Source organism: Kitasatospora sp. NPDC059722 (genome assembly GCF_042733235.1).
Classification (GTDB): Bacteria; Actinomycetota; Actinomycetes; order Streptomycetales; family Streptomycetaceae; genus Kitasatospora.
This window is the reverse complement of sequence record NZ_JBHWGD010000009.1, coordinates 14,725-38,519: the sequence shown is the minus strand read 5'-3', so window position 1 is coordinate 38,519 and position 23,795 is coordinate 14,725. Positions and strand designations below refer to the sequence as shown.

Below are 23,795 nucleotides of genomic sequence, written 5' to 3'. Positions count from 1 at the left end.
GATCTCCGTATGGAAGAGCTTCTCCAGCGTCTCTCGACATCGAAGCGCGTGACCTGGCTGATGTCACAGGCCGTGGTGCTGGCCACCGCCGGCTTGTATGCGCTGATGCTCCCCTTGACGATGCCGGCCCCTGAGCACGGCCTGTTCCGGTTCCCCGACCTCGGGGGCTTCCAGAAGATCGGTCTCTGGCTCCTACTCGCCCTGCCGGTCCTGCTCGTGCGCCATCTGCCGGCGGCGGTCTTCACGGCGGTCCTGGGCGAAGCGGTCCTCGGCGACGCCTTCGGCGCGCGGCCCTCGATCGTGTTCGTCCTGCTCGTCGGCTTGGGCGGGTACCTCGCCGTCCGGCGGCCGAAGGCTGCCGCCGTCGGCTCCGTCGCGAGCGTCGTGGCCGCGTTCTTCAACGACCTCCACGGCCGCGAGCAGTCCCTCGGCGACGCGTCCCAGTGGGCCGGGGGGTTCGCGTTGTGGTTCGCGGTCGCGTGGGTCTTCGGCGGGGTGTACCGCAAACGCCGTGAGTACCTCGAAGCCCTGCAGGAGCAGACCGCGGCCCGCGTCGTCATGGCCGAGCGACTGCGGATCGCCCGCGAGCTGCACGACAGCGTCGCGCACAGCATCGGGATCATCACGGTGCTGTCGGGAGCGGCGGCGCGGGTCGTGGAGACCAAGCCCGAGCAGACGCGGCAGGCGCTGGCCGGCATCGAGACCACCGGCCGGGAGACGCTGCTGGAGCTGCAGCGCATGCTCGGGGCGCTCCGCCGCGCCGAGCCCGACGATGCCATGCCGCAGGCCGCTCCGCTGGCGCCTGCCGGCAGCCTGGCCGACGTGCCGCAGCTCGCCGAACGCACGGCCGGCGCCGGGGTGCGGGTTCAGGTGACCTGGCGGGGCGAGCGGCGTCCACTGCCGCCGGAGATCGAACTGTCGGCGTTCCGGATCATCCAGGAGTCGGTGACGAACGTGGTGCGGCATTCCAGGGCGCGGACGTGCCGGGTCGCGGTCGGTTACGAGCCGGAAGGGGTGACGATCGAGGTGGTGGACGACGGGGACGACGCTCGCGGCGGGCCCGGCCGGCCGAGGCTCTCCGCGGCCGGCGGGAGCGGCTTCGGCCTGCTCGGCATGCGCGAGCGGGTGACGTTGCTGTCCGGCCAGTTCAGCGCCGGCCGGCGTCCGGAGGGCGGGTTCCGGGTGACGGCGAGGCTCCCGGCATGAGCGTGCGGGTGCTGCTGGTCGACGACCAGCCGCTGATGCTGGTCGGGCTCGGGATCCTGATCGGCGACACCGACGACCTGGAGGTGGTCGGCGAGGCCGGCGACGGCCGCGAGGCGGTGCGCCTGGTGCGTGAACTGCGGCCGGACGTCGTGGTGATGGACATCCGGATGCCGGGCATGGACGGGATCGAGGCGACCCGGCAGGCGACCGCCGAGCCGGACCCGCCCAAGGTCCTGGTGCTGACGACCTTCGACGACGACGAGTACGTCTACGGCGCACTGCGCGCCGGGGCCAGTGGATTCCTGCTCAAGAGCATGGCCCTGGACGCGATCCTGGAAGCGATCCGCGTGGTGGCCGCGGGCGACGCGCTGATCGCGCCGAGCGTGACCCGACGGCTGATCTCGGACTTCGCCGCAACGTCCGGCCCCGCGGCCCCCGAACCGGACGCCGGGCCCGCCCCGGACCCGAGTCCCATCGCGGGGATCACCGACCGGGAGCGCGAGGTGCTGGCACTGGTCGGACAGGGACTGTCGAACACCGAGATAGCCGAGCGGCTGGTGATCAGCGCGGCGACCGCGAAGACCCATGTCGCGCGTCTGTTCGCCAAGCTCGTGGCCCGGGACCGCGTCCACCTGGCGATCATCGCCTTCGAAACCGGACTCGTGCCGCGTAGACGGTAGGGGCCCGTGACCGGGCCGGTCACGCTCGGCCGCGGGCCGCGGAACGAACCCTGACCTGCACGGCGGGCGAGCCGGCTGAAAGGCTTCCGGTGCCGCTTCGGCGAGCACCGAAGCGGCACCGGAACAACCAACAGCAAACGGGGGTGCGAGGCGACCGGGCCGGTCAGACGGCGTGTTCGTCGAGGAAGCGCTCGACGTCCCGCGCCCACAGCCGGCCCTCGTCCTCGGTGAAGGCGTGGCCCGCGCCCGGGTACTCGACGACCGTCGCCCCCGGGATCCGCTCCCCCAGCAGCCGGCTGGTGGCCGGGAGGACGACGCGGTCGGCGCCCGCGACGACGACGAGCGTGGGCACGGCGATCTCGCCCAGGCGGCCGGTCAGGTCGACCCGGGTGGCGGCGGTGATCTGGAGCAGCCCGCCCGCGGGCAGCCCCGCCCCGACGGCGGCGGCCTGTGCGCCGTGCTCCTCCGCACCCAGCTCCGCGAGGATCCGGGGGTGCGTCAGCAGGCCGATCAGGTAGGCGCCCAGCACGGACGGGTCCCCGGCCGCGGCCAGGGCCTCCCACACCGCGGCGACCGTGCGCAGCTGCGCGTCCGGCTCGCTGAAGCCGACCGTGAGCACCAGGCCGGTGACCCTCTCCGGGTGGCGCAGCGCGGTGGCGAGGGCGACGGCGCTGCCGAAGGACGAGCCGACCACCGGGAACCGCTCGTGGCCCTCGCGGACCAGGGCGGCGACCAGGGAGTCCGCCAGCGCGAACACGTCGAGGTCGCCGGACGGGTCCGACGCGCCGGTGCCCGGGTAGCGGGTGCCGACGAGGTGCCGGCGCCCGGCGAGGCGCCGGATCAGCGGCCCGAAGTTCAACTCGACGTCGCCGCCCGCCCCGTGGGCGAGGGCGAGCCCGGTGCCCGTCCCGGCGCTCAGGTACTCGGTGCGGCCGGTGCCGAGCAGCGCGCTCGACACCGGCGACTGGAGGTCCGTCACCTCTCTCCCTTCCGCTTGCCGAACCGCCGCACGAGCGGCATCTCCACGTACCGGTACAGCAGTCCGGCGATCACGAGGGAGACGGCCAGCGCCGACGCCAGGTAGACGGCGACCATCGCCCCCGAGCCGAACGGCCCGTGCAGCACCTTGATGTTCAGCGTGTAGAGCACCAGGTAGTGGCACAGGTAGAACGCGAACGACGCGTTGCCGAGCGCCAGCAGGGGCCGGGAGGCCAGGACGCCCGGGCGGCCGGCGACGTCCCGCTGGGCGGCCGCCACGATGAGCAGCACGCACGGGACGATCAGCGGCGCCCGCCAGCCGAACAGCACCGGGCTGTAGGTGGCGACGGCGTAGGCCGGGACGAACGACACCAGCACCCACGGCAGGCTGATCCGCGGGAAGCGGCCGGAGGCCACCAGCTGGGCGGCGAACATGCCCGCGAAGAAGTCGAAGAGACGCCCCAGCGGGAACACATAGGCGAACCACAGCTGGAAGCCCGTCACGCTCGGCTCGCTGATCAGCTTGATGTTCCCCGACGGCAGCGTGTACGCGAGGACCGGCATCAGGACGGCGCCGGCCACGCACACGGCCAGCCCCGCCCAGGAGGTGCCGGAGCGGACGGTGCGGAACCGGGCGATCACGAACGGGAACACCAGGTAGAACACCGCCTCCACCGCGAGCGACCAGCCCGGGGGCAGGACGGTGAAGTTGTGCTTCGGGTTCGGCACCCACACCTGGGTGAGCGTCGCGTAGCGCAGCACGTCGGAGAGTTGCGTGCCGGTACCCCAGAACACCGCCACCGCCGCCGCGCCGGCCGCGTAGTACAGCGGCAGGATCTTGACGAACCGGCGGCGGTAGAAGGCCCCGAGGCGGTCGCCCGTGCGGGACGACCAGGTGAGCACGAAACCGCTGAGGACGAAGAAGAACGCCACGCCGAGGCCGCCGAACTGGTTGGAGACCTCGTGGAAGACGACGTTGGTGTGGTGGTCGGCGAAGGTCGGCAGCGCCAGGTACGAGGAGTGGCACACGAAGACGGACAGCGCGGCGAAGAAGCGCAGTCCGGTCAGCGAGTCGAGGCGGGGGGTGCGCCGCCCGGCCGCCGCCGGCGGCGGCCCGCTGGGTGCGGGGACCGCCGCCGGCGCCGGCGCCAGTCTGCCGGCGCTGTTCACCGTGCTCATTCCCCGGCCGGGGAGGTCAGGGCCGACACCGCCGCCACCGCCGCGAGACCGTCCTCGTACCCGAGCACGGCGGCCACGCCGCGCACGTCGGGGTCGAACGGGTCGGCGCCGAAGCCGGCCCGCGCGCGCTCGGACGGCTCCAGGACGACGGCCCGGTCCAGCACCTTCCGGCGCTCCGGCGTCACGTAGCCGGGCAGCTCGGGCTGCGGGCGCAGGACGAGCACGCGGTCGGCGTGGGCGGCGAGTTCGGCGTTGGTGAGGGAGTAGGTGCCGCCGTCGACGTAGTCCGCGCCGTCGATCGTGGCCACCGGCCACAGGCCCGGCACGGCGCAGCTGGCGGTGAGCGCGTCCACCAGGCCGACGCCCGAGTCCGCGGTGAAGACGGCGGGCTCGCCGTCGGCGCGCACGGCGGTGACCCAGAGCCGGGCCTCGGGCCAGGCGTCCCGCTGGAGGCGGCCGGCGATGGCCGCGCGGCGGCGCGCCGGGTCGGTGCCGGAGCGCTCGCGGGACAGCGCGGCGAGCCGCTCGGTCTTGACGGCCAGGGACTCGTCGGCGCCGTGGACGGCGAGGACGTCCGGCAGGATCTCGGCGAGGGAGACGGCCGGGGCGAGTTCGGCGTTGCGGCGGGACTTGCGGACCGTGCGGTCGAACTCGGCGGCGGCGCCGGAGTGCAGCACGGCGGCGGCGACGGCGGCGCCGGCCGACGTGCCGACCACGTGGCCGACGGCGTCGAGCCGGAGCGCCCCGGCCTCCTCCAGCGCGGCCAGGACGCCGATGGTCCAGCCGATGCCGGCGAGTCCGCCGCCGCCGAGGACCACGGCGGTCGATTCCTGCGACATGAACTTCCTCCTGTTGGTGCGGGTGGTGCCTGGTGCGATGTGGTGGTGGGGGCTGTGGGGAATGTGGGGGCGGTGGGGGCGGTAGGGGTCGTGGGGGTGGTAGGGGCTGTGGGGGCCGGCCACCGTGCCCTCGGGGCGGGTCCGGTGGCCGGCCTCGTCCCGGCCGGGGGATGGCGGGACGGTCGCGGGCACGGCGCTCAGCGCGCGTGCACGGGTTCGGCGGGCGCCGGGGTGTCCGTGGGGACGCCGGTGGGGGCGGGCACGCCGGTGGGGGCCCGGCGCGGGCTCGCGTTGCGGCGACGCCAACGCTGGTCGAGGGGTTTCTCGACGAGCTGGTACGACAGGTAGGTGGCGGCGATGGTCAGCGCCACGATCCCGGCGTACACGATCGGCGCCTCGACCCCGCTGTAGCCGTGGCCCGAGCGGTGCAGGTACCACATCCACAGCAGCGGCCACTGGTACATGTAGACGCCGAAGGTGAAGCGGCCGAAGCGGGCGACCGCGGGCGCGGGCCGGTCCGCCGGGCGGCGCAGGTCGCCGGCGCCGACGGCGCCGATCAGCAGCACGATGCCGGTGATGCTGACCGCGCTGGTGGCGAAGATGAAGTGCGCGTGCTCCGTCGCCACGTAGACCTCCGGTGCCAGGACCACCAGGGCGGCCCAGCGCGGGATCCGGGGCCAGGCGCCGCGCTTGAGCAGCAGGGCGATCAGCATGCCGAGGACGGACTCGACCATGCGCGCGGCCGGGCAGACGTAGACCAGCCAGAACTTCCACTCCGAGATGTCCTCGGGCACGCCGTGGTAGTTCATCCCGGGGCTCTGGAACGTGGCACCGTCGGGGAGCAGCGACAGGACGAACGGCAGCGCGACGACCACCGCGGTGAGCACGACCGTCAGGATGCGCAGGGCCTTGGTGGAGCGCTGGACCAGCCCCCGGTACAGGAACGGGAAGACCAGGTAGAAGCAGATCTCCACGGACAGCGTCCAGGCCGGGTTGTTCACCGCGAAGTACACGGTGTGGTCCGGCACCCACGCCTGCACGAGGAACAGGTTGGCCAGGACGGTGCCGAGCGGGAACGCCGTCGCGGCGAAGAGGGCCGCGCAGATCACCCAGGCGACCAGGTGGACGGGGATCACCTTGACCACGCGCCGGGACATGAACCGCCGCCAGTCCAGCGACGTGCCGCGCGAGGTCCAGGTCAGCACGAAGCCGCTGAGCACGATGAAGAACGACACCGAGGTGTAGCCGATCTTGCTCAGGGCCCCGTACACGTGCGACTGGAGCACCTGGTCGGCGAAGAGGCCGACGCCGACGACGTGCGAGGTGAGGATGAAGAAGGAGGCGGGCAGCCGGGCCAGCGACAGTCCGGGCAGGTTACCGCCGCGGCCCGTGCCGACCGGCCGGGCGGTGCTCACGAGGACACCCCCGCCTCGGCCTCGGCCCCGGCCCGCTGCGCCGGCACGGCCGGTGCCGCGGGCGCGGGCTCCGTCGGGACCACGGCCTTCGGCCGGGCCGTGGCCCAGTACTTCATGGTCGGCAGCTCGACCAGCCGGTACAGCAGCCAGCCCGCGAGGATCGTCGCCGCGAAGGTGCCGAGGATCAGGGCGATCGCGGGCAGCGGCGCGTAGTGGGCGCCGTGCTGGATCTTGGTGCGCAGCGTGTACATCAGCACGTGCTGCGTCATGTAGAAGCCAAACGACACCTCGCCCAGCCACACCATCGTGCGCGTGGCCGTCCAGGTGCGGTGCCCATCGAGGTCGCGGCGGACGGCGGAGGCGACGATCAGCAGCAGCGGCACGAACGTGAACGGGATGAACGAGAAGGTGAACGGCACCACTTCGGCGACGACGTAGCCGACGAGCAGCGCGCCCCACGCGACGGCCGGCCGGATCACCGGGAGCCGACCCTCGGCGATCACGCGGGCCAGCAGCATGCCGGAGAGGAACTCGGCGAGCCGGGGCAGCGGGAAGTTGTAGCCGAACCAGAACTGGACGGTGGAGATCGGCATGCCGTCGGTGTGCGGCGAGTTGGGCAGCACGGTGGCGACGGCGGCGATCAGGAAGGTCCAGGCGACGCAGCCGGCCAGGGCGAGCGTCAGCCGCTCCCGGGGTATGCGGCGCACCAGCGGCGCGATCAGCGGGAACAGCGCGTAGAACATCAGCTCGCAGCAGAGCGACCAGCTCGGGACGTTGACGGCGAGGAAGATGTTGTGGACCGGGAACCAGGAGTTCACGAGGAACAGGTTCGGCAGGTAGTCCCAGGGGCTGGTGGCGGCCGCCCCCGCGAACAGGACCATGGCGAGCGCCCAGGTCACGACGTGGGACGGGAACAGCTTGACCACGCGCTTGCGGAAGAAGTGCAGGTAGCCGCGGCTGTCGGAGCTCCGCCACATCAGCAGGAACCCGCTGAGGACGAAGAAGAAGGACACACCGACCCAGCCGGCCTTCCAGAAGATCGTTTTGTAGGTCTCGGCCCAGTTCTGGTCTCTGAACGGGTTCATCGGGATGAACGTGAGCGAGAGGTGGAAGAAGAAGACGGGCGCGGCCGCTATGAAGCGCAGACCCGTCAGGGACGGCAGCGGGGCGCGGTGGTCGTGGCTAGGCCTGGAAATGGGACGCCTCCTTGATGCGGTCGACTGGGGAAGGGGCCGGTCGCACGTGCCGCAGCCCGTAGAGGACGAAGCCGCCCACGGCGAGGCCGACGGCGGCCAGTGGTACGTCGTGCACGTCGTGGAAGTGGGTGATAACCCGGCCGCCGGCAAACGAGCCCAGGGCCGCGCCGACGCCGAAGGCCGACATGTTGGTCGCCAGGGACAGGCTCGGGGCGGCCGCGGCGAGGTCCAGGACGTCGCTCTGCAGGATCGGGATGAGCGAGAAGGTGGCGAGGGCGAAGAGCACCCCGCCGATGGGGAACGTGAGGGTGTTGCGCTGGAGCGGCTGGAAGGCCGCGCAGCCGGCGATGAACGCGGCCGCCGTGAGCAGCGCCGGCCCGCGGCCCCGGCCGGCGAGCCGGCCGCCGATCGAGTTGCCGAAGATACTCGCGACGCCGTAGGCCACCAGCAGCACGGGGACGGCCGCCTCGGCGTAGCCGGCCGCGACGGCGCTCGGCTCGAAGTAGGTGATGATCGTGAACATCGCCGCCGAGAACAGCGCGGTGGCGCCGACGGTCAGCGCGACGTCGAGATTCAGCAGCGCCGAGATCTCCTGCCGGGCGTCCGGCTCCGGAGTGCCGATGTCCAGGTGGGCGGTCGCCTTGTGCACGCCCCACGTGGCGACCGCGGCGACCACCGAGATCACCGCGAACGGTGTGCGCCAGCCGCCGATCTGGGCCAGCGCGGCCCCGGCCGGGATGCCGAGCACGGTGGCCAGGTTCACCCCGAACTGGATGGCCGTGACGGCCTTGCTGGAGCGCTCCACCGGTAGCAGGCGCTGCGTCAGCACGATCGCGGTGGCGAGGTACGCACCATGGACGCTCGCGGTCACCACCCGCCCCAGCAGCACCAGGGAGAAGTCGGCGGCGGTCGCGATGACGACGTTGCCGAGGGCGAACACCGCGAGCAGCCAGGTGGCCAGCCGCACCTTCGAGACCCCCGCCGTGAGCACGGCGACGACAGGCCCGGCGATCGCGACGGTCGCGGCGTAGACGGTCACGAGCAGCCCCGCCGTCGTCACGTCGACGCGCAACGCAGCCCCGACCTGGGACAGCATCCCGCCGGGCAGCAGCTCGGAGGTGCCGATGCAGCAGATGCCTGCCACCAGCGGAACGGTTCTGCGGGTCACGTGGGAGTCCTCTCAGGAGCCATGAGGAGACTATAGAAACCGAGCTGCCAATATACAAGACAGATTCCTGCGGAGGCGGCGCCGAGCTTGCAGTGAATACGCACCGTCCAGTCAGCCGGCGGCATGCGGGGACTGTGCGGGATGACCGTGCGAAGGGAAGGAAGACGCGGCAGACTACGGCCGTGATCCGGGCCGGGTCGGCAGGCCCGGGGCGTCGACTATCGGCCAATCGACCTTACGTACGCAGTTTCCCTGATGTGCGAACACGTGTGTCGACCGGAGAGTTGGGGGCGAGGAGAAACGAGGGCTCCCCATTCCCACCGTTTGCGAGGTATCGATGCGCTATGAACTGCTCGGGCCGCTCCGCGTGTCCGACGGTACGACGAGCTTTTCCATGAGCGCGCCGAAGATGGAGCTGACCCTGGCCACCCTGCTCGTGGGGGCCGGCCGGATCACCACGAAGGAGCAGTTGATCCAGGAGCTGTGGGGCTCCGGTCCGCCGCGGCGCGCGTCGGCCGCGGTCCACGTGTACCTCTCCCAGCTGCGCAAGTTCCTCGCCGCCGCCGGGGACACCGAAGGGGCCGCGATCACCACCAAGCCGTCCGGGTACCTCCTGCGACTGGACGGCGCCCAGTACGACGTGGCCGAATTCCAGACGGCGATGCGCAGCGGTCGCGCGTGGCAGCACGCCGGGGAGTACGAGGCGGCGCTCGACGACTTCGAACGCGCGCTGTCGCTCGTCCGGGGGCCGGTGCTGGACGGCGGCGCGGAGGGGCCGGTACTGGCTTCCTTCGCCGCCTGGGTGGAGGAGGAACGGCTGGAGTGCCTGGAGCTGTCGATCGAGGCCCGGACCGCACTCGGCCGCCACCGGGAAGTGACCGGGCTGCTCAACACCCTGATCGCGCAGTACCCGTTGCGCGAGTCCTTCTACCGCCAGCTGATGCTCGTGCTCTACCGGGCCGACCGGCAGGCGGAGGCCCTGCAGGTGTACCGCTCGGCCCAGCAGGTGCTCAGGTCCGAGCTCGGGCTGGAGCCGTGCCGCTCACTGCGCCGGCTGCACCAGGCGATCCTGACCTCCGACCAGCTCCTGGACCTTCCGCTGGCGAGCTGATCCGGCCTCCGGGCGGGTGGTGGCGGCGGGGCGCCCGTCCCGTCACCACCACCCACCCGGGTCAGCCGGCCAGCGTCATCAGCCGGACCAGGGCCACCCGGGAGGCGATCCCCAACTTGCTGTAGATGCGGGTCAGATGGACGTCGACGGTGCGCGGGCTGACCCGCAGCTGCTCCGCGATGTCCTTCGTCTTCAGCCCCTGGCCGGCGAGGTCCGCCACCTCCCGTTCGCGGATGGTGAGTTCGGCGAGCGCCCCCTCCGGCCCGCGGTCGGCGGTGCGCAGCGCGGCCCGGGCCAGTTCCCTGGCCCGGACGCCGGCGGAGCTCTCGGCGCCGAGGAGCTCCTGCGCCTCCTGGTAGCGCTGCGCGGCCTCGACGGGCTGGTGCCTGCTCATCAGGACGTGGCCGCTGGCCAGCAGCGCGTGCCCGCTCTGCTCGGCGATGCCGACCACGGCGGCGGCGTCCGCGGCGTGGTCGGCCCACTGCTCGATGCTCGCCTCGTCCATCCCGGTCCGCAGTGCCGCCGCGGCGAGCAGTTCGTACCCGCGGGCGGCCAGCACCCCGACCGGTTCGGCCACCCGCCACGCCTCGCGTTCGGGCAGCAGGAGCGCCAGCGCCGACTCGGCGTCGCCGGAGACCAGGGCGGCCTCCGCCCGCAGCAGGGCGTTGAGGGGGGTCCTGGGGGCCTTGCTCAGCACGCCGCTGGCGACGAGGAACGAGCCGCGGCCGAGCTGAGCGGAGGCAGCCGCGATGGTCGCGTCCAGCAGCGCGGCGTGGTCGAGGCGCCCGAGGGTGAGGGCCATGACACGCCCCTCCTCGGCGGCGTCCAGGGCGTCCGCCATCCGGCCGGACTGGTAGTTGACGTACCCCAGGGTGGCGAGCAGCGGCAGCGTCAGGTGGACGTCGCCGCGCTCCCGGACGGCCGTCAGCGCCCGGTCGATGTGGGCGTGCGCGGTGCCGTAACGGCCCATCAGCGCCTCCGCCCAGCCGAGGACGAGCAGGTGGACGGCCTGCCGGTGGTTCGGCCGGCCGCCGTTCGCGGTGGTGTCGAGCACCCGGGACCCGGCGTCGAACGCCTGCTTCGCGGCGCACACGTCGCCCTCCAGGACCGCGCACAGGCCGCTCAGCACCAGTGCTCCGGCCGGCGACACCCCGTCCGTCCGCTGCACCTCGCGCACCAGCGCCTCGATGTCGGGACGGGCGGGCAGCTTGCCCGCCAGGACCTTCGCCAGGTGCTGCTGCTCACGGAGCAGTACGCCGACGGCCGGGTCCGCCTGGTCCGCGGTGGAGAGTTCGACGATCAGGAGGGTCTGCACCGCCTCGTCCTGGCCGAGCGAGGCCAGGACGGTCGTCAGGAAGGCGACCTCGGCGGAGCGCGGTCCGGCGGCCAGGCGCCGGACCGGCCCGGACAGGATCGCGCCGGCCAGTGACCTGATCCGCTCGGCGTCCCCCTGCGCCGCGAGCGCCCGGACCACGGCCCGCCACAGCTCCGGTCGCACCGGCGAGGCGTCCGGCGACTCGTCGGCCGGCCGCGGCAGGCGCATCGCGGCGGTCAGCCAGTGGGCGGCCCGCGAGGGCTCGCCGAGGTGCAGGGCGGTGCGCGCGGCGGAGGCGAGCACCCGGGCGTCCGAGGCGCGGGCCAGCGAACCCGACCGCTCGATGTGCGGGGCGAGTTCGGTGGCCGGGGCGTCGAGTCGAGTGAGCCGGGCCAGTGCGCGCCGGTGGGCGCCGGCCCGCCAGCACGCGTCCATGGCGGCGTTCAGGCAGCGGCCGAGCAGCGGGTGGCGCAGGGTCACCAGGTCCGGCCCGGTGGCGCGGAGCAGGTCTCGCCCCTGCAGTTCCCCGAGGACCCGGCAGGCCTCGTCCTCGCCGATCTCGGCGACCTCGGCGACCGCGCTCATGCCGGACGCGTCCCCGAGCACCGCCGCCGCCTGCAGGGCCGCGCGGGCCGCTCCGTCGAGGGCCTCGGTCTCGGCCAGCAGCCGGGTGCCCAGGCCGTTGCGCGCCCAGTCCTCGCAGCCGCCGTCCGCCGGGGAGGCGGCGTCGGCCAGTGCCGTCAGGTACAGCGGGTTCCCCGCGCTGCGCTCGTGCAGGTCGGCGACCTCGGCCGGGCGCCTGGCGGGACCGAGCAGTTCGGCGCTCTGGGCGAAGGTCAGCGGGGCGAGCTCGATCGTCTCGACGGTGCCGAGTTCGGTGCCGTGCCGCAGGATGGAGCGCACGGCGACCGGGGCCTGCCGCGGCCGGTGCGCGACCACGAGCGCCATGCCGCCGTCCATGGGCCAGCGGACGAGCATGTTCAGCAGCGCGGCCGAGCCGGGGTCGGCCCAGTGGAAGTCGTCGACGATCAGCACCAGTCCTTCGGGCGCGGCGGCGAGGCAGTCCGCGATCAGTCGGCGCGCTTCGGTCAGGAGGCGGCCGCGGGAGGTGAAGTCGGCGTTCCCGGCCTCCTCGGACGAGGCGGTCGACGCGCCGGTCAGCGCCCGGGCCCTCGACTCGACCGGCCCGGCCCCGCCCCGCCAGGTGGCCAGCGCGTCGACGAACGGCTGGAACGGCATCCGGGCGTCGGCCTCGGAGCACCATCCCCGGAGCACCGCAAGGCCCCGGCCCCGCGCCTCCTGCGCCAGCGCGGTCAGCAGCCAGGTCTTCCCGCTGCCCGGATCCCCGGCCAATTCGACGATCGTGGACCGCCGTTCACGGATCGTCCGGACGTGGTCGAGCAGTCGGCCGAGTTCGGTGGTACGAACGGCCGCCCGAGCGGGCGGCGTTGTCATGACGGTAGTGGTCATCCCGAAATCCCTTCCCCCGTAAGCGACGGTGTGGCTCCGACGATGAAGAACGCGAACGGATCACCAACAACCACAACCAGCCTAAGAGTCCGATCCATGCCAACCGGCCCCGGAAAGAACCTCCCCAGTTAGTTCACAAATGGCACGACGGCTACCGCACCGGGGCTCCTCCCGAGCCCGGACGGCCCCACGTGCACGTCACGCGGACTTAGCCGAGCTTTAGACGACCGGGCGAGTCTGGCGCCCGTCCGACCGACGACCCGCAGACCGAGGAGCCCATCCGTGCTCGAACTCCGGGACTTCCCCGACCACCGCGCAGTGTGGCGCCTGCCGCTCGGCGACCTGGCCGAGCTGGTGGTCGACCTCGCCACGGGCGAGCCGACGTTCCGTCAGATCGACCTGGTGCTCGCCGGGTCCGGACGCCACCTGCGGCTCCTGCGCGAGCACCGCCGCGCCTCGGCCGCCGCCGACGGGTTCGGCCCCGGCTGGTCGCTCTGCGCGGGCCCCGGGTTCGAGGTCGACGCCTCCGGCGATCCCGTGACGGTGACCGACGGCCTGGGCCGCACGGTCACCCTGCACCGGGACGGCGACGGCATGGTCGCCAAGGTCGTGGACCCGGCCGGCGGCCAGGCGGCGGCCTTCGCGTACGACGCCTCCGGCCGGATGGCCCGCCAGACGGGTGCCGACGGCCGCGTCACGGCCTACGGCTGGGACGACCGGGGCCGGCTGCTGTCGGTCACGGCCGGCGGGGAGACGGTCCGGCTCGGGTACGACGACCGGAACGCCGTCCTGGAGGTGGCCTGGGACGGCCCGGACGGCCAGGTCCGCACCGGGTTCGCCCGCTCTCCCGGGCGCACCGTCGTCACCGGCGCCACCGGCCTGCCGACCACCTACGAGTTCGACGACCAGGGACGGCCGACCTCGGTCACCGATCCGCTCGGGCACGTCACCCGACGGGAGTGGGACGCGGACGGCCGTCCGACGGCGGTCGTCGACGCCACCGGCGCCACGACCGCGTTCGAGCACGACGCGGCGGGCCGCCCGGTCGCCCTGCGGCTGCCCACCTCCGCCCGCTCCACCATCGCCTACGACGACGCCGCGCACCCCGGGCTCGCCACCGCCCTGCGCGACCCGGCCGGCAACGAACTGCTCCTGGAGTACGACGCGTCGGGGCACCTGGTCCGCAGTTGCGCCCCCGGCCGCGCGGCCGACCTGGACACCCGCGTCAACCATCCGGTGCACGGCCGGCCGACCGCGTTCACCGACGGCAACGGCCGGACCACCACCTTCGGTTACGACGGGCAGGGCAATCTGACCGACGTCACGCCGCCCGCGCCGCTCGGGCGGACGTCCTACCGCCACGACCGGCTGTCCAGGGTCGTCGGGGTCACCGACGGCGCCGGCCGGCGCACCGGCTACCGGCACGACCCGACCGGCCGGCTCGCCGAGGTCACCGACGAGGAGTCCGGCCGGGTCCTGCTCACCCTGGCCCACGACGCCTTCGGCCGCGTGGTCCGCAAGTCCTCCCCCGACTGGTCCTACGAGTTCCGCTGGGTCCGGACCGCGGCGGGCGGGCGGCTCGCCTCGGCCGTGCGCACCGAGGGCGCGGACACCGAGGAGGTGCGGGCCGGTCACGACGCCGAGGGCGCGCTGACCACGCTGACCACCGCCGGCGGCACGACGCGCTACGACTACGACCCGGCCGGACGGCCCGTCGCGGTCACCACCCCCGCCGGACGCACCGCCCGCCTCACCCACGACGCCGCGGGCCGCCTCACCGCCGTGGACTTCGGTGCGGGCCGCCAGGAGATCGGCTACGACGACGCCGGGCGCCGGACCGCCCTGACGGTCCGCGGACCCGCCGGGGACCTCCTGGTCGGCGCGGAGTACCGCTACGGAACCGCCGACGGTTCGGACGGCGACGTCCTGCTCTCCACGACCGTCGACGGCGAGACCGTCACCTTCGCCTACGACGGCCTCAAGCGCCTGGTGCGGGCCGGGGACACCGAGTTCGAGTACGACGGCGCGCACCACCTGGTCCGCCTCGGCGGCACCCGCTTCACCCTCAACACGGCGGGCCAGGTGGTCCTGCTGGGCGAGACCGGCTTCGCGTACGACGGCGCCGGCAACTTCACCGAGGAGACCAACCCCACCGGCTCCTTCACCTACAGCGCCACCAACCAGACCCTGACCGGCGTGTTCGGCGGGCAGCAGGTGGTGGACATCCGGTACGACGGACTCGGTCAGGAGCTGCCGCGGCGGATCACCGAGACCACCGTGGACGGACACACCGTCACCCACGTCCTGACCCACACCCCGCTCGGGATCGCCCGTGCCACCGACGACGGGGTCCCGACCGACTTCGTCCGCACCCCCGACGGTGCGCTGCTCGCCGTGCTCACCGCCGACGGCCGCCACTACTGGGCCGTCACCGACCAGCAGGGCTCGGTGCTCGCGCTGCTGGACGAGGAGGGCCGGCTCGCCGCCCGCTACCGCTACACGCCGCACGGCGCGGTGACGGCGACCGGGGAGGCCGCCGCCGCCAACCCCTTCCGCTACCGCGGCGCGTACCAGCTGCTGCGCAGCGCCCACGTCCTCGACCACCACCTCTACAACGGGTTCTGGGGCCGCTTCACCCAGCCCGACCCGACCGGGCGGCAGTACGCGCCGTACACGTTCTCCGACAACGACCCGGTGAACAGCGGCACCTGGACCAGGCACGACTTCCGGGCGGTGCTGGTGCGCCCGTTCGAGCCGGCCGCCGGGTCGTTCTTCCCCCGGCCGGCACCGGCGGCACCGGCCGACCGGGTGCTGACCGATCTCACCGGTCCCGGCGCCACCCCCGACGTCCCCCCGCTGATCACCGGGGCGCCGCCGGCGCGGTTCGCGGCGCACTGACCCACCCGGACCGCGCGGGCACCGCGCGCGTGCCGCACCCCCGATCCACCCCCTCCACCGCACTGAAAAGGAACGGACACATGGCCGAGCAGATCGTCCTCCGGGTTCCCCGGGAAATCGTGGTCAAGGTCGTCGACGACGTCGAGGTCTCGGACCCGCAGGTGGGCCAGACCGGCACCTTCGACGACGAACTCTTCGACGAGTCGGGCAAGCTCATCGGCACCTCCCACGGCTCCTTCCGGATCGAGTACGCGCGCCCCGGTGACGGCGGTCTGATGACGTACTACAGCGAGGACCTCACATTCGAGGACGGCACCGTCCACGCCGAGGGCTGGGCCGACTTCAACGACGTCCGCACCAGCGAGTGGGTCTTCTACCCGGCTGTCGGCACCGGCGGCCGCTACGAGGGCCTGACCGGGTTCCGCAAGTGGCGGATGACAGGTGTCCGGGCCTCGGCCGAGGCCCGGATCCTGCTGTCCGACTGACGCCAACACGCCGGCAACCGACGGGAGACCACACATGACCGGCCGGGACGTACACATCCTGTCCGCCGCAGCAGCCCTTCCCGGGCCCGCCCTGGACAACGCCACGCTGGCCCGGCGGTTCGGCATGGACCCGCTGTGGGAGCAGTGGGTCGACGCGTTCATCGGCACCCGGGCCCGCCACCTGGCGCTGGACCTGGAGACCGGGAAGCAGACCCGCACCCTGGCCTCGCTCGCCGAGGAGGCGGGGCGCCGCGCGCTGGCCGCCGCCGGCCTCGGCCCGGGCGACGTCGACGCGGTGGTGCTGGCCACGGCCACCCCCGACCAGCTGATGCCGGCCACCGTCAACGTCGTGGCCGACCGGCTCGGCATCGACGGCGTGCGCAGCTTCCAGCTGCAGTCCGGCTGTTCGGGAGCGGTGCAGGCGCTGGACGTCGCGCGGCAGATCCTGCTGAGCGGCAGCGGGCGCACCGTGCTGGTGCTGGGCGGTGACGTGATCGCCCGCTTCTACGACCTCGAAACGGACCTGCGCAAGGCGGCCCCGGCCGAGCTGGTGAACTTCGTGCTCTTCGGGGACGCGGCCGGTGCGGCGGTCCTGTCGACCGACCCGGCCCCGGGCTCGGCGGCGGTGCGGGCCCTGTTCACCCGGCTCGTCGGCCTGGGCCGTCCGCCCGGGGCCGTCCTCGAGTGGTTCGGCCCGGCCGACCGCCACAGCGACCGGCCCGCCGCGACCGAGGACTACAAGGCGATCGAGGAACACGTGCCGACGATGACCGGCGAGGTGCTGGACGAGTTGCTGACCGGCCTCGGCTGGCGCGGCGACGAGGTCGACCTGCTGCTGCCGCCCCAGCTCTCCGGCCGGATGACCAAGCTCATCAGCGGGCGGCTCGGACTCCCCCGCGCGCAGGACGTCTCCTGCGTGGACGACGCGGGCAACTGCGGCAACGCCATCGTCTTCCTCCAGTTGGAGCGCGCCCTCGCCGGGCCGCTCGGCCCCGGACGACGGGCCGTCGGCATCTCCATCGAATCCAGCAAGTGGCTCAAGGCGGGCTTCGCCCTGGAAGGGAACTGACGCCGTGACCGACGCACTGGCGGAGCTGCACCGGGAGGGCAGCCTGCCCGACCGCTACCCGGAGGTCCGGCGGCTGCTCGCCGGCCTGACGGACGACGAACTGGTCCGCGCCGGCCGGGTGCTGGCGAGGACCGACCCCGACGCGGTGCTCGCCGCGCACCCCGGCACCCCCGCGCCGGTCGTCGCCGTCACCGGTCACGGCACGCTCAACGCGCTGCTGCCCGCGCTCACCGCGCAGTTCGCCCGGCACGGCCTGCTGGCCCGGACCCGGCTGTCCGACTTCGACGGCTGGGTCTTCGACCTCGTCGACCCGTCGAGCGGCCTCTACGCGGCCCGCCCCTCCTTCGCACTGTGCGTGCTCGACCCCGCGACGGTGGTGGACGAACTGCCGTCGCCGTGGCGGGTCGAGGACGTGGCGCGGGTGCTGGAGGAGAAGCTCGCCCTGGTCGAGCGGGCCGCGCGGGTCTTCGCCGGCACCACCGAGGGGGCCACGCTCGTCCTCAACACCCTCCCGCTGCCGCGCGAGTTGACGGGCCAGCTGGTCGACCTCCGGGCCCGGGCCGGGCTCGGGGTGCTCTGGCGGGAGGCCAACGCCCGGCTGCTGCGCCTGTCCGAGGCCCACCCCGAGGTCGTCACCGTGGACCTCGACCCGCTGCTCGCCGAGGGTGTCGCCGCCCGGGACGTCCGGCAGAGCGTGTACGCGAAGGCACACCTGTCCGACGCCCTGCTCGCCGCGTACGCGCGGGAGGTCGGCCACCTCGCCCGGCAGGCGTCGGGTGGCGTGAAGAAGGTCCTCGCGCTGGACCTGGACGACACCGTGTGGGGCGGGGTGCTCGGCGAGGTCGGCCCCGAGGGCATCGAGACGGCCGGCGGCTACCGGGGCGAGGCGTTCGCCCGCTTCCAGCGGGTGGCCCGCCAGCTGAGCGCGCAGGGCGTCCTGCTGGCCGCGGTGAGCAAGAACGACCGCGAACCGGTGGAACGGACCCTGCGCGAACACCCCGACCTGGTCCTGCGCGAGGAGGACTTCGTGCAGATCCGGGCCGACTGGCGGCCCAAGCCCGAGAACCTCCGCGAACTGGCCCTCGCCCTCAACCTCTCCGTGGACAGCTTCGTCTTCGTCGACGACAGCGCCTTCGAGTGCGGCCTGGTCGAGCGGGAGCTGCCCACCGTCGCCGTGGTCCGGGTCGACGGCGACCCGGCGACCCACGTGACGCGGCTGCTGCACGACGGCTGGTTCGACGCGCGCCGGCTCACCGACGAGGACCTGGCGCGGCCCGCCCGCTATCGCGAGGACCGGGCCCGGCAGGACTTCCTGTCGACCTTCGACTCGCTCGACGGCTACCTGCGGGAGCTGGACATCTCGGTGGCCCTCGGCCCCGCGACGGCCGACCGGTTCGCCCGGGTCTCCCAGATCACCCTGCGCACCAACCAGTTCAACCTCACCACGCGGCGGCTGCAGCCCGCACAGGTGCGGGCGATGGCCGAGGACCCGGCCGCGCAGGTGCTCACCATCGCCTCCGCCGACCGCTTCGGCGACAACGGACTGGTGGGCGCCGTCCTGCTGCGGCGGGACGCGGACGTCCTGCACATCGAGAACTTCCTGCTCAGCTGCCGGGTGTTCAGCCGCGGCATCGAACAGGCCGTGCTCGGCGCCGTGCTGCGCCACGCGCGCGGCAGCGGCGCCGCCGAGGTGCGCGCCGACTACCGCCGCACCGCGAAGAACGGCAACGTCGCCGACTTCTATCCGCGGGCCGGCTTCGAGACCGTCACGGTCGACGACGACTCGGCCGCCTTCCGGCACCTGCTGGAGCCGCTGCCCGAGCCCGTCGGGCACATCCGACTGACCGCGAACTTCGAAGGGGACACCCCGTGAGGACCATCGACGACTTCGTCACGCTCCTGCGCGACGAACTCGCCCTGCCCGTCTCGGCCGAGGACCTCGGCCGGGACCTGGACACCGTCGAGGAGTGGGACTCGGTGCACCTGCTGGCGCTGTGCACGCTCCTGGAGCGCGAGACCGGCCGCTCGCTGCGGCTGTCCGAGGTGCTGGAGGCGCCCAGCCTGGAGGCCGTCTACCGGCTGGCGGTGGAGTCGTGACCGCCGAAGAGACCGAGGTCGGCGAGCCGCTGCCGCGCCAGCGCCGGCACACCCTGTTCTTCCTCGAAGTGATCCGCGACTTCGCGCCGGTCTTCCTGGACACCGAGGTGGACATGGGCCGGGTGCTGGCCCACCGCGCCGCGGCCCTCGACAGCACGGGCGTGCGGTACTCCACCACGGCCTACGTGCTGCGCGCGGCCGGACGGGTCCTGGCCGGGCACCCGGACGCCAACGCGGCCGTGGAGGGCGGACCGCAGCGGCTGCGCATCGCGCACTACCCGTTCGTCAACGGCAAACTGACCCTCGACCGGACCCTCGACGGCCGGCGGGTGGTGCTCGGCACCGTCGTACCGAACCTCCACGAGGCCGAACTCGACGACATCCAGGAGCACCTCGTCCGGGTCCGGGACGGCGACGCCGAGCAGCTGCCGGACTTCGAGGGCGTGCGGCAGCTGCACCGGGCGCCGTGGGCCGAGGGACGCGAGCGCTTCCGCGAGGCGGCGGGTTCGCTCGCGCTGCGCCCCCACCTCACCGGGACGTTCGCGGTGACCTCGCTGGGACACCGCGCGGTCGACTCCTTCCATTCGGTGGGCGGCACGACCACCACCTTCGGCGTCGGCCGGATCCTGGACCGGCCGGTGGTCCGCGACGGCCGGGTCACCGTGGCGCCGGTGCTGCGGCTCAGCCTGGCCTTCGACCACCGCGTGATCGACGGGGCCGAGGCCGCGGACGTACTGACCGAGGTCAAGGAGTCGCTGGAGAGCGTATGAACGACATCACCGAGCTGAAGAACTTCGTGGTCGCGCACACCCGTTCGCAGGGCCTGCCACCCGAGCACTACGACCCGCTGCTGGACCGCGTCCGGCACGACGGGAACGGCGGGCCCGGGTCCTGGGTCCACGAGTGGAGCACCGACGCGGCCCGGCTGGAGGCCGAAGGGAAGCTGCTCGAAGCCTGCGTGCACTACAACATGGCCCGGTTCCCGTACGTGGACGGTTCGGCGCGCCGGGAGGCCCTGAGCCGTTGCACCGACACGTTCGACCGGTGGCGCGCCGACTTCCCCGCCGTGCAGCGGCTGGACGTCGAGCTGCCCGAGGGCCGGATCCGCTGCTGGAGCGCCGGGCTCGACGCCGCGGACCCCAAGCCGCTGCTGGTGATGACCGGCGGCATCGTGTCCGTCAAGGAGCAGTGGGCGCCAGTGCTGCTCCAGCTCGGCGCCCTCGGGTTCGCCGGCGTGGTCACCGAGATGCCGGGCGTGGGCGAGAACACCCTGCCCTACCGCGCCGACAGCTGGCGGATGCTCCCCGCCGTGCTGGACGCCGTGGGGGACCGGGCGGACACCTCACGGACGTACGCGCTGGCGCTGAGCTTCAGCGGCCACGGCGCCCTGCGGGCCGCCCTGCACGACTCCCGGATCAGAGGGGTGGTGGGCGCGGGCGCCCCGGTACACGACTTCTTCACCGACACCGCCTGGCAGCGGACGGTGCCGCGCGTCACCACCGACACCCTGGCGCACCTGATCGGCACCAAGCCCGACGAGGTGTACGGGGTGATCCGCGACTGGGCGCTGACGCCCGGCGAACTGGGCGCACTGCGCATCCCGGTGGCCCACGTCACCAGCCTGCGGGACGAGATCATCCCGCCCGCCGACGCCCGGCTGCTGCGGGAACACGTGCGCGGTGTGCGGCTGCTCGCCCACGACGACGTGCACGGCTCACCGGGCCACTTCGCGCAGACCCGGCTGTGGACCCTGCTGTCGGTGCTGCGCATGCGCGGCGGCCTGGGCGACCAGCGCGTCGCGCTGACCCGGGACTTCGCCCGGCTGCGGTACGGGAAGGGGCGGCGGCCGTGAACACGACGATCGACCTCGACGGCGGCACCCGGTGCCTGCGCAACGTGCTCGGCCGGTTCGCGACCGGCGTGGTCGCGGTGACCTCGGCCGACCCTGCCACCGGCCACCGCGCCGGGCTGGTCGCGAACTCCTTCTGCTCGGCGTCGCTGGAACCGGCGCTGGTCTCCTTCTGCGTCGCCCACACCAGCGCCAGCTGGCCGCTCATCCGGTCCGCGGAGCCGCTCGGCATCAGCATCCTCGGGGCGCAGCAGGCCGAGGCGGCGAACCGTCTCGCGGCGAGCGGGACGGACAAGTTCCAGGGCCTGCCGTGGACTTCCTCGCCGGGCGGCGCACCGATCCTCGACGGTGCGCTGGCGTGGCTGGAGTGCGCGGTCGAGGCGGAGCATCCCGCCGGCGACCACGTGATCGTGGTCGCCCGGGTGCTCCGGCTCGACGCGCTCGCCGACGGCGATCCGCTGCTGTTCTTCCGCGGGTCGTACCAGCGGCTCGACCGCTGAGGCCGGATCCGTCAGACCCCGGTACCGGAAGCGGTACCGGGGTCGACGCCTGCCCTCGTACCGAAGGCGCGCAGGAAGGTGTCGACCCCGGCGGTGACGACCTTGGTCACCTCGGCGTGGTCGAGCGGCCGCGTGCCCAGCCCGCTCAGGCCCGGCAGTTCCTCGTAGACGAGGGCGATGAACTGGTTGGCGGCGCGGACCGGGTCCTCGATCCGCAGTTGCCCGGCGTTGGCCAGCCTGGCCAGGCGGCCGGCCAGCGCGTCGACGAACTGGTCCGGCCCGCTCGCCCGGACGGCGTCGAAGAGGTCGGGGAAGCGCACCGCCTCGGCGTACAGCAGGCGGCGCACCGACTCGGACTGCTCGTCGCAGTAGCAGTCGACCAGCTTCTGGGCCACGTCCTCCAGCCCGGGCCGCAGGTCCTGCGGCTCGTTGGGGAAGGACTCCAGCACGTCCATCGTCTTCGCGTTGGAGCGCGCCGCGGTCTCCGTCATGACGTGCCGGAAGAGGTTCTCCTTGGACCCGAGGTGGTTGTAGATCGTGGGCTTCGCGACCCCCGCCTCGGTGGCGATCTGGTCGAGGCTCGCCTGGGCGTAGCCGACCCGCGCGAAGACCCGCAGGGCGGCCTCCACGATCGCTCGGCGCTTGTCCATCCGGCCCCGGTCGCCGGGGCTCCCGGTCGTCTTTTCGGTCTCGCCAACACTCATGGAGCCATGCTACCGTCCCAGCCATCGAAATGAACTACCTAGTTCATTTAGCTTGGCGGTCTGGTGCAAAGGAGTTTCCGTGTCTGAAACGAACGCGGCGGGGGGCGGGCCCGCCCGGCTCGACCGCCCGCTGCTCACCCTGGTCGGCGTCATGGTGCTCGGCGGCATGATGTCCTACCTCGACGCGACCATCGTCAACGTCGGGATCAGCACCCTGGGCGGCCACTTCAACGCCACCCTGGCCAGCGTCGAGTGGATCACCACCGGCTACCTGCTCGCGGTGGCGCTGGCCATCCCGCTGGCCGGCTGGGCCATGGTCCGCTTCGGTGCCAAGCGGATGTGGCTGCTCGGCCTGACCCTCTTCCTGGCCGGCTCGACGCTGTGCGCCGTCGCCTGGAACGTCGAGTCCCTGATCGCGTTCCGCGTCCTCCAGGGCCTCGGCGGCGGCATGGTCGACCCGATCATGATGACCGTGGTGGCCGGCGCCGCCGGACCGGCGCGGATCGGCCGGGTGATGGGCCTCATCTCGGTGCCGATCACCCTCGGCCCGGTGGTCGGCCCGATCGTCGGCGGCCTGCTGCTGGAGAACCTGTCCTGGGTGTGGATGTTCCTGGTCAACATCCCGTTCGCGCTCGCCGCGATCATCCTCGCGGTCAAGGTCCTGCCGGCCGACCCGGCGCCCAGCGGGGACCCGGTGCCGGTGGACGGCCTCGGCATCGCCCTGCTCCCGCCCGGCTTCGCGGCGATCGTCTACGCGCTGTCCCAGGCGGGCAGCGAGGGCTTCGGCAGCGCCAAGGTGATCATCGGCCTGGTCCTCGGCGTCGTGCTGTTCATCGGCTACGTCGTGCACGCGCTGCGCACCGACAAGGCCCCGCTGATCGACCTGCGGCTCTTCGCCAACAAGGGCTTCAGCGCCGCGGTGGCCACCATGTTCCTGCTCGGCGGCGGCCTGTTCTCGCTGCTCTTCCTGCTGCCGCTCTACTACCAGCAGGTCCACCACCACACCGTCCTGGAGTCCGGTCTGCTGCTGGCCCCGCTGGGCTTCGGCACCCTGATCGGCATGCCGATCGCCGGCAAGCTCGCGGACAAGTTCGGCGCCCGGCAACTGGTACCGCTCGGCGCCCTGCTGATCGGGGCCGGGGCCCTGGTGTTCACCCAGTCCGGCGCCGACACCTCGCAGGCCGTGCTGACCGTCGCCCAGCTCGCCGCCGGCTTCGGCATGGGCCTGGTCGGTGCCCCCACTATGGGCGCGGTCTACCGCACCGTGCCCGGCGAGTCCGTGGGCGGCGCGACCGGCGCGGTCTTCATCCTCAACCAGATCGGCGCGTCGCTCGGCATCGCCGTCGTCGCGCTGATCATCCAGGGTGGCGGCGAGCACGCGGCCCCGACCGACGCGTCCTTCAGCAACGCCTTCTGGTGGGCGGTCGCCGCCGCCGTCGTCGTCTTCGTCGCGGGCCTCGTCCTGCCGGGCCGGGCGCAGCCCGCCGCCGAGACCTCGCCCGCGCCGCAGCCCGAGAGCGTCTGACGTCCCGTCCCTCACGGGGCGGGGGGGGGGGCGCGCGGGGGGGGGGCCCGCCCCCCCGCCCCCCCCGACCGACTTTAACTAATGCACCAACCCCGAGGAGACCGGCAGTGG

20 protein-coding genes are annotated in these 23,795 nt (G+C 73.2%); 12 read left to right on the top strand and 8 right to left on the bottom strand.

What is annotated here, in order from left to right:
* Positions 1-9 precede the first annotated feature (9 nt).
* Together ACFV4F_RS07835 and ACFV4F_RS07830 are read left to right on the top strand one after the other, a co-directional pair.
* Positions 10-1,206 (top strand): sensor histidine kinase, encoded by a 1,197-nt coding sequence (locus tag ACFV4F_RS07835; RefSeq protein ID WP_380500849.1) that lies wholly within the window; start codon positions 10-12, stop codon positions 1,204-1,206.
* Positions 1,203-1,886 (top strand): response regulator, encoded by a 684-nt coding sequence (locus ACFV4F_RS07830; protein ID WP_380500847.1) that lies wholly within the window; start codon positions 1,203-1,205, stop codon positions 1,884-1,886. The genes ACFV4F_RS07835 and ACFV4F_RS07830 overlap by 4 nt, the downstream gene beginning before the upstream one ends.
* A gap of 163 nt (positions 1,887-2,049) precedes the next feature.
* Here the strand turns inward: ACFV4F_RS07830 and ACFV4F_RS07825 are convergent, their stop codons facing one another.
* The 6 genes from ACFV4F_RS07825 to ACFV4F_RS07800 form a co-directional block, all read right to left on the bottom strand.
* Complete coding sequence (locus ACFV4F_RS07825; RefSeq protein WP_380500845.1) at positions 2,050-2,865, bottom strand: alpha/beta fold hydrolase; 816 nt, start codon at positions 2,863-2,865, stop codon at positions 2,050-2,052.
* A complete protein-coding gene (locus ACFV4F_RS07820) occupies positions 2,862-4,043 on the bottom strand; it encodes an acyltransferase family protein (RefSeq protein WP_380500843.1) in 1,182 nt (393 codons plus the stop codon). The genes ACFV4F_RS07825 and ACFV4F_RS07820 overlap by 4 nt, the downstream gene beginning before the upstream one ends.
* On the bottom strand, positions 4,040-4,882 hold the full coding sequence (locus ACFV4F_RS07815; protein WP_380500841.1) for a patatin-like phospholipase family protein: 843 nt from the start codon (positions 4,880-4,882) through the stop codon (positions 4,040-4,042). Before ACFV4F_RS07815 ends, ACFV4F_RS07820 begins: the two co-directional genes overlap by 4 nt.
* A gap of 197 nt (positions 4,883-5,079) precedes the next feature.
* Positions 5,080-6,297: an acyltransferase family protein gene (locus ACFV4F_RS07810; protein ID WP_380500839.1), complete on the bottom strand. Its 1,218-nt coding sequence runs from the start codon at positions 6,295-6,297 to the stop codon at positions 5,080-5,082.
* Entirely contained in the window at positions 6,294-7,442 is a 1,149-nt protein-coding gene (locus ACFV4F_RS07805; RefSeq protein ID WP_380501034.1) for an acyltransferase family protein, read from the bottom strand. The genes ACFV4F_RS07810 and ACFV4F_RS07805 overlap by 4 nt, the downstream gene beginning before the upstream one ends.
* Before the next feature lie 37 nt (positions 7,443-7,479).
* Complete coding sequence (locus ACFV4F_RS07800) at positions 7,480-8,661, bottom strand: MFS transporter (protein ID WP_380500838.1); 1,182 nt, start codon at positions 8,659-8,661, stop codon at positions 7,480-7,482.
* A 394-nt stretch (positions 8,662-9,055) separates the two neighbouring features.
* Here ACFV4F_RS07800 and ACFV4F_RS07795 point away from each other — a divergent pair, with 394 nt between their 5' ends.
* Positions 9,056-9,772, top strand: a complete 717-nt coding sequence (locus ACFV4F_RS07795) for a BTAD domain-containing putative transcriptional regulator (RefSeq protein WP_380447690.1) — start codon at positions 9,056-9,058, stop codon at positions 9,770-9,772.
* 61 nt (positions 9,773-9,833) lie between these two features.
* Here ACFV4F_RS07795 and ACFV4F_RS07790 read toward each other — a convergent pair whose 3' ends face one another.
* The gene (locus ACFV4F_RS07790; RefSeq protein WP_380447688.1) at positions 9,834-12,557 is read right to left on the bottom strand and encodes an AAA family ATPase; all 2,724 of its coding nucleotides are present in this window, start codon (positions 12,555-12,557) and stop codon (positions 9,834-9,836) included.
* A gap of 282 nt (positions 12,558-12,839) precedes the next feature.
* Between ACFV4F_RS07790 and ACFV4F_RS07785 the strand changes: the two genes are divergently transcribed.
* The 8 genes from ACFV4F_RS07785 to ACFV4F_RS07750 all read left to right on the top strand — a co-directional run bounded on the left by ACFV4F_RS07785 (position 12,840) and on the right by ACFV4F_RS07750 (position 21,455).
* Positions 12,840-15,455 (top strand): DUF6531 domain-containing protein, encoded by a 2,616-nt coding sequence (locus tag ACFV4F_RS07785; protein ID WP_380500837.1) that lies wholly within the window; start codon positions 12,840-12,842, stop codon positions 15,453-15,455.
* Between the two features lie 80 nt (positions 15,456-15,535).
* Entirely contained in the window at positions 15,536-15,940 is a 405-nt protein-coding gene (locus ACFV4F_RS07780; protein WP_380447684.1) for a hypothetical protein, read from the top strand.
* Between the two features lie 34 nt (positions 15,941-15,974).
* On the top strand, positions 15,975-17,009 hold the full coding sequence (locus ACFV4F_RS07775) for a 3-oxoacyl-ACP synthase III family protein (RefSeq protein WP_380447682.1): 1,035 nt from the start codon (positions 15,975-15,977) through the stop codon (positions 17,007-17,009).
* A 4-nt stretch (positions 17,010-17,013) separates the two neighbouring features.
* A complete protein-coding gene (locus ACFV4F_RS07770) occupies positions 17,014-18,882 on the top strand; it encodes an HAD-IIIC family phosphatase (protein ID WP_380500836.1) in 1,869 nt (622 codons plus the stop codon).
* Entirely contained in the window at positions 18,879-19,106 is a 228-nt protein-coding gene (locus tag ACFV4F_RS07765; RefSeq protein WP_359973398.1) for an acyl carrier protein, read from the top strand. Before ACFV4F_RS07770 ends, ACFV4F_RS07765 begins: the two co-directional genes overlap by 4 nt.
* Positions 19,103-19,876 (top strand): 2-oxo acid dehydrogenase subunit E2, encoded by a 774-nt coding sequence (locus tag ACFV4F_RS07760; protein WP_380447678.1) that lies wholly within the window; start codon positions 19,103-19,105, stop codon positions 19,874-19,876. The genes ACFV4F_RS07765 and ACFV4F_RS07760 overlap by 4 nt, the downstream gene beginning before the upstream one ends.
* Entirely contained in the window at positions 19,873-20,958 is a 1,086-nt protein-coding gene (locus ACFV4F_RS07755) for an alpha/beta hydrolase (protein WP_380447676.1), read from the top strand. The genes ACFV4F_RS07760 and ACFV4F_RS07755 overlap by 4 nt, the downstream gene beginning before the upstream one ends.
* Positions 20,955-21,455, top strand: coding sequence for a flavin reductase family protein (locus tag ACFV4F_RS07750; RefSeq protein ID WP_380500835.1), 501 nt, complete (start codon positions 20,955-20,957; stop codon positions 21,453-21,455). The genes ACFV4F_RS07755 and ACFV4F_RS07750 overlap by 4 nt, the downstream gene beginning before the upstream one ends.
* A gap of 11 nt (positions 21,456-21,466) precedes the next feature.
* Here the strand turns inward: ACFV4F_RS07750 and ACFV4F_RS07745 are convergent, their stop codons facing one another.
* Positions 21,467-22,159, bottom strand: coding sequence for a TetR/AcrR family transcriptional regulator (locus ACFV4F_RS07745; RefSeq protein ID WP_380500834.1), 693 nt, complete (start codon positions 22,157-22,159; stop codon positions 21,467-21,469).
* A gap of 79 nt (positions 22,160-22,238) precedes the next feature.
* On the opposite strand from ACFV4F_RS07745, the gene ACFV4F_RS07740 reads away from it, so the two are divergent.
* Positions 22,239-23,684: a DHA2 family efflux MFS transporter permease subunit gene (locus tag ACFV4F_RS07740; protein WP_380500833.1), complete on the top strand. Its 1,446-nt coding sequence runs from the start codon at positions 22,239-22,241 to the stop codon at positions 23,682-23,684.
* The last annotated feature ends 111 nt before the right edge of the window (positions 23,685-23,795 follow it).

Bases quoted from the DNA above. Each gene is read 5' to 3' on its own strand.
- ACFV4F_RS07795 (WP_380447690.1), top strand. From the start codon at position 9,056: ATGAGCGCGCCGAAGATGGAGCTGACCCTGGCCACCCTGCTCGTGGGG.
- ACFV4F_RS07780 (WP_380447684.1), top strand. From the start codon at position 15,536: ATGGCCGAGCAGATCGTCCTCCGGGTTCCCCGGGAAATCGTGGTCAAG.
- ACFV4F_RS07815 (WP_380500841.1), bottom strand. From the start codon at position 4,882: ATGTCGCAGGAATCGACCGCCGTGGTCCTCGGCGGCGGCGGACTCGCC.
- ACFV4F_RS07835 (WP_380500849.1), top strand. From the start codon at position 10: ATGGAAGAGCTTCTCCAGCGTCTCTCGACATCGAAGCGCGTGACCTGG.
- ACFV4F_RS07820 (WP_380500843.1), bottom strand. From the start codon at position 4,043: ATGAGCACGGTGAACAGCGCCGGCAGACTGGCGCCGGCGCCGGCGGCG.
- ACFV4F_RS07790 (WP_380447688.1), bottom strand. From the start codon at position 12,557: ATGACCACTACCGTCATGACAACGCCGCCCGCTCGGGCGGCCGTTCGT.
- ACFV4F_RS07830 (WP_380500847.1), top strand. From the start codon at position 1,203: ATGAGCGTGCGGGTGCTGCTGGTCGACGACCAGCCGCTGATGCTGGTC.
- ACFV4F_RS07775 (WP_380447682.1), top strand. From the start codon at position 15,975: ATGACCGGCCGGGACGTACACATCCTGTCCGCCGCAGCAGCCCTTCCC.
- ACFV4F_RS07755 (WP_380447676.1), top strand. From the start codon at position 19,873: ATGAACGACATCACCGAGCTGAAGAACTTCGTGGTCGCGCACACCCGT.
- ACFV4F_RS07745 (WP_380500834.1), bottom strand. From the start codon at position 22,159: ATGAGTGTTGGCGAGACCGAAAAGACGACCGGGAGCCCCGGCGACCGG.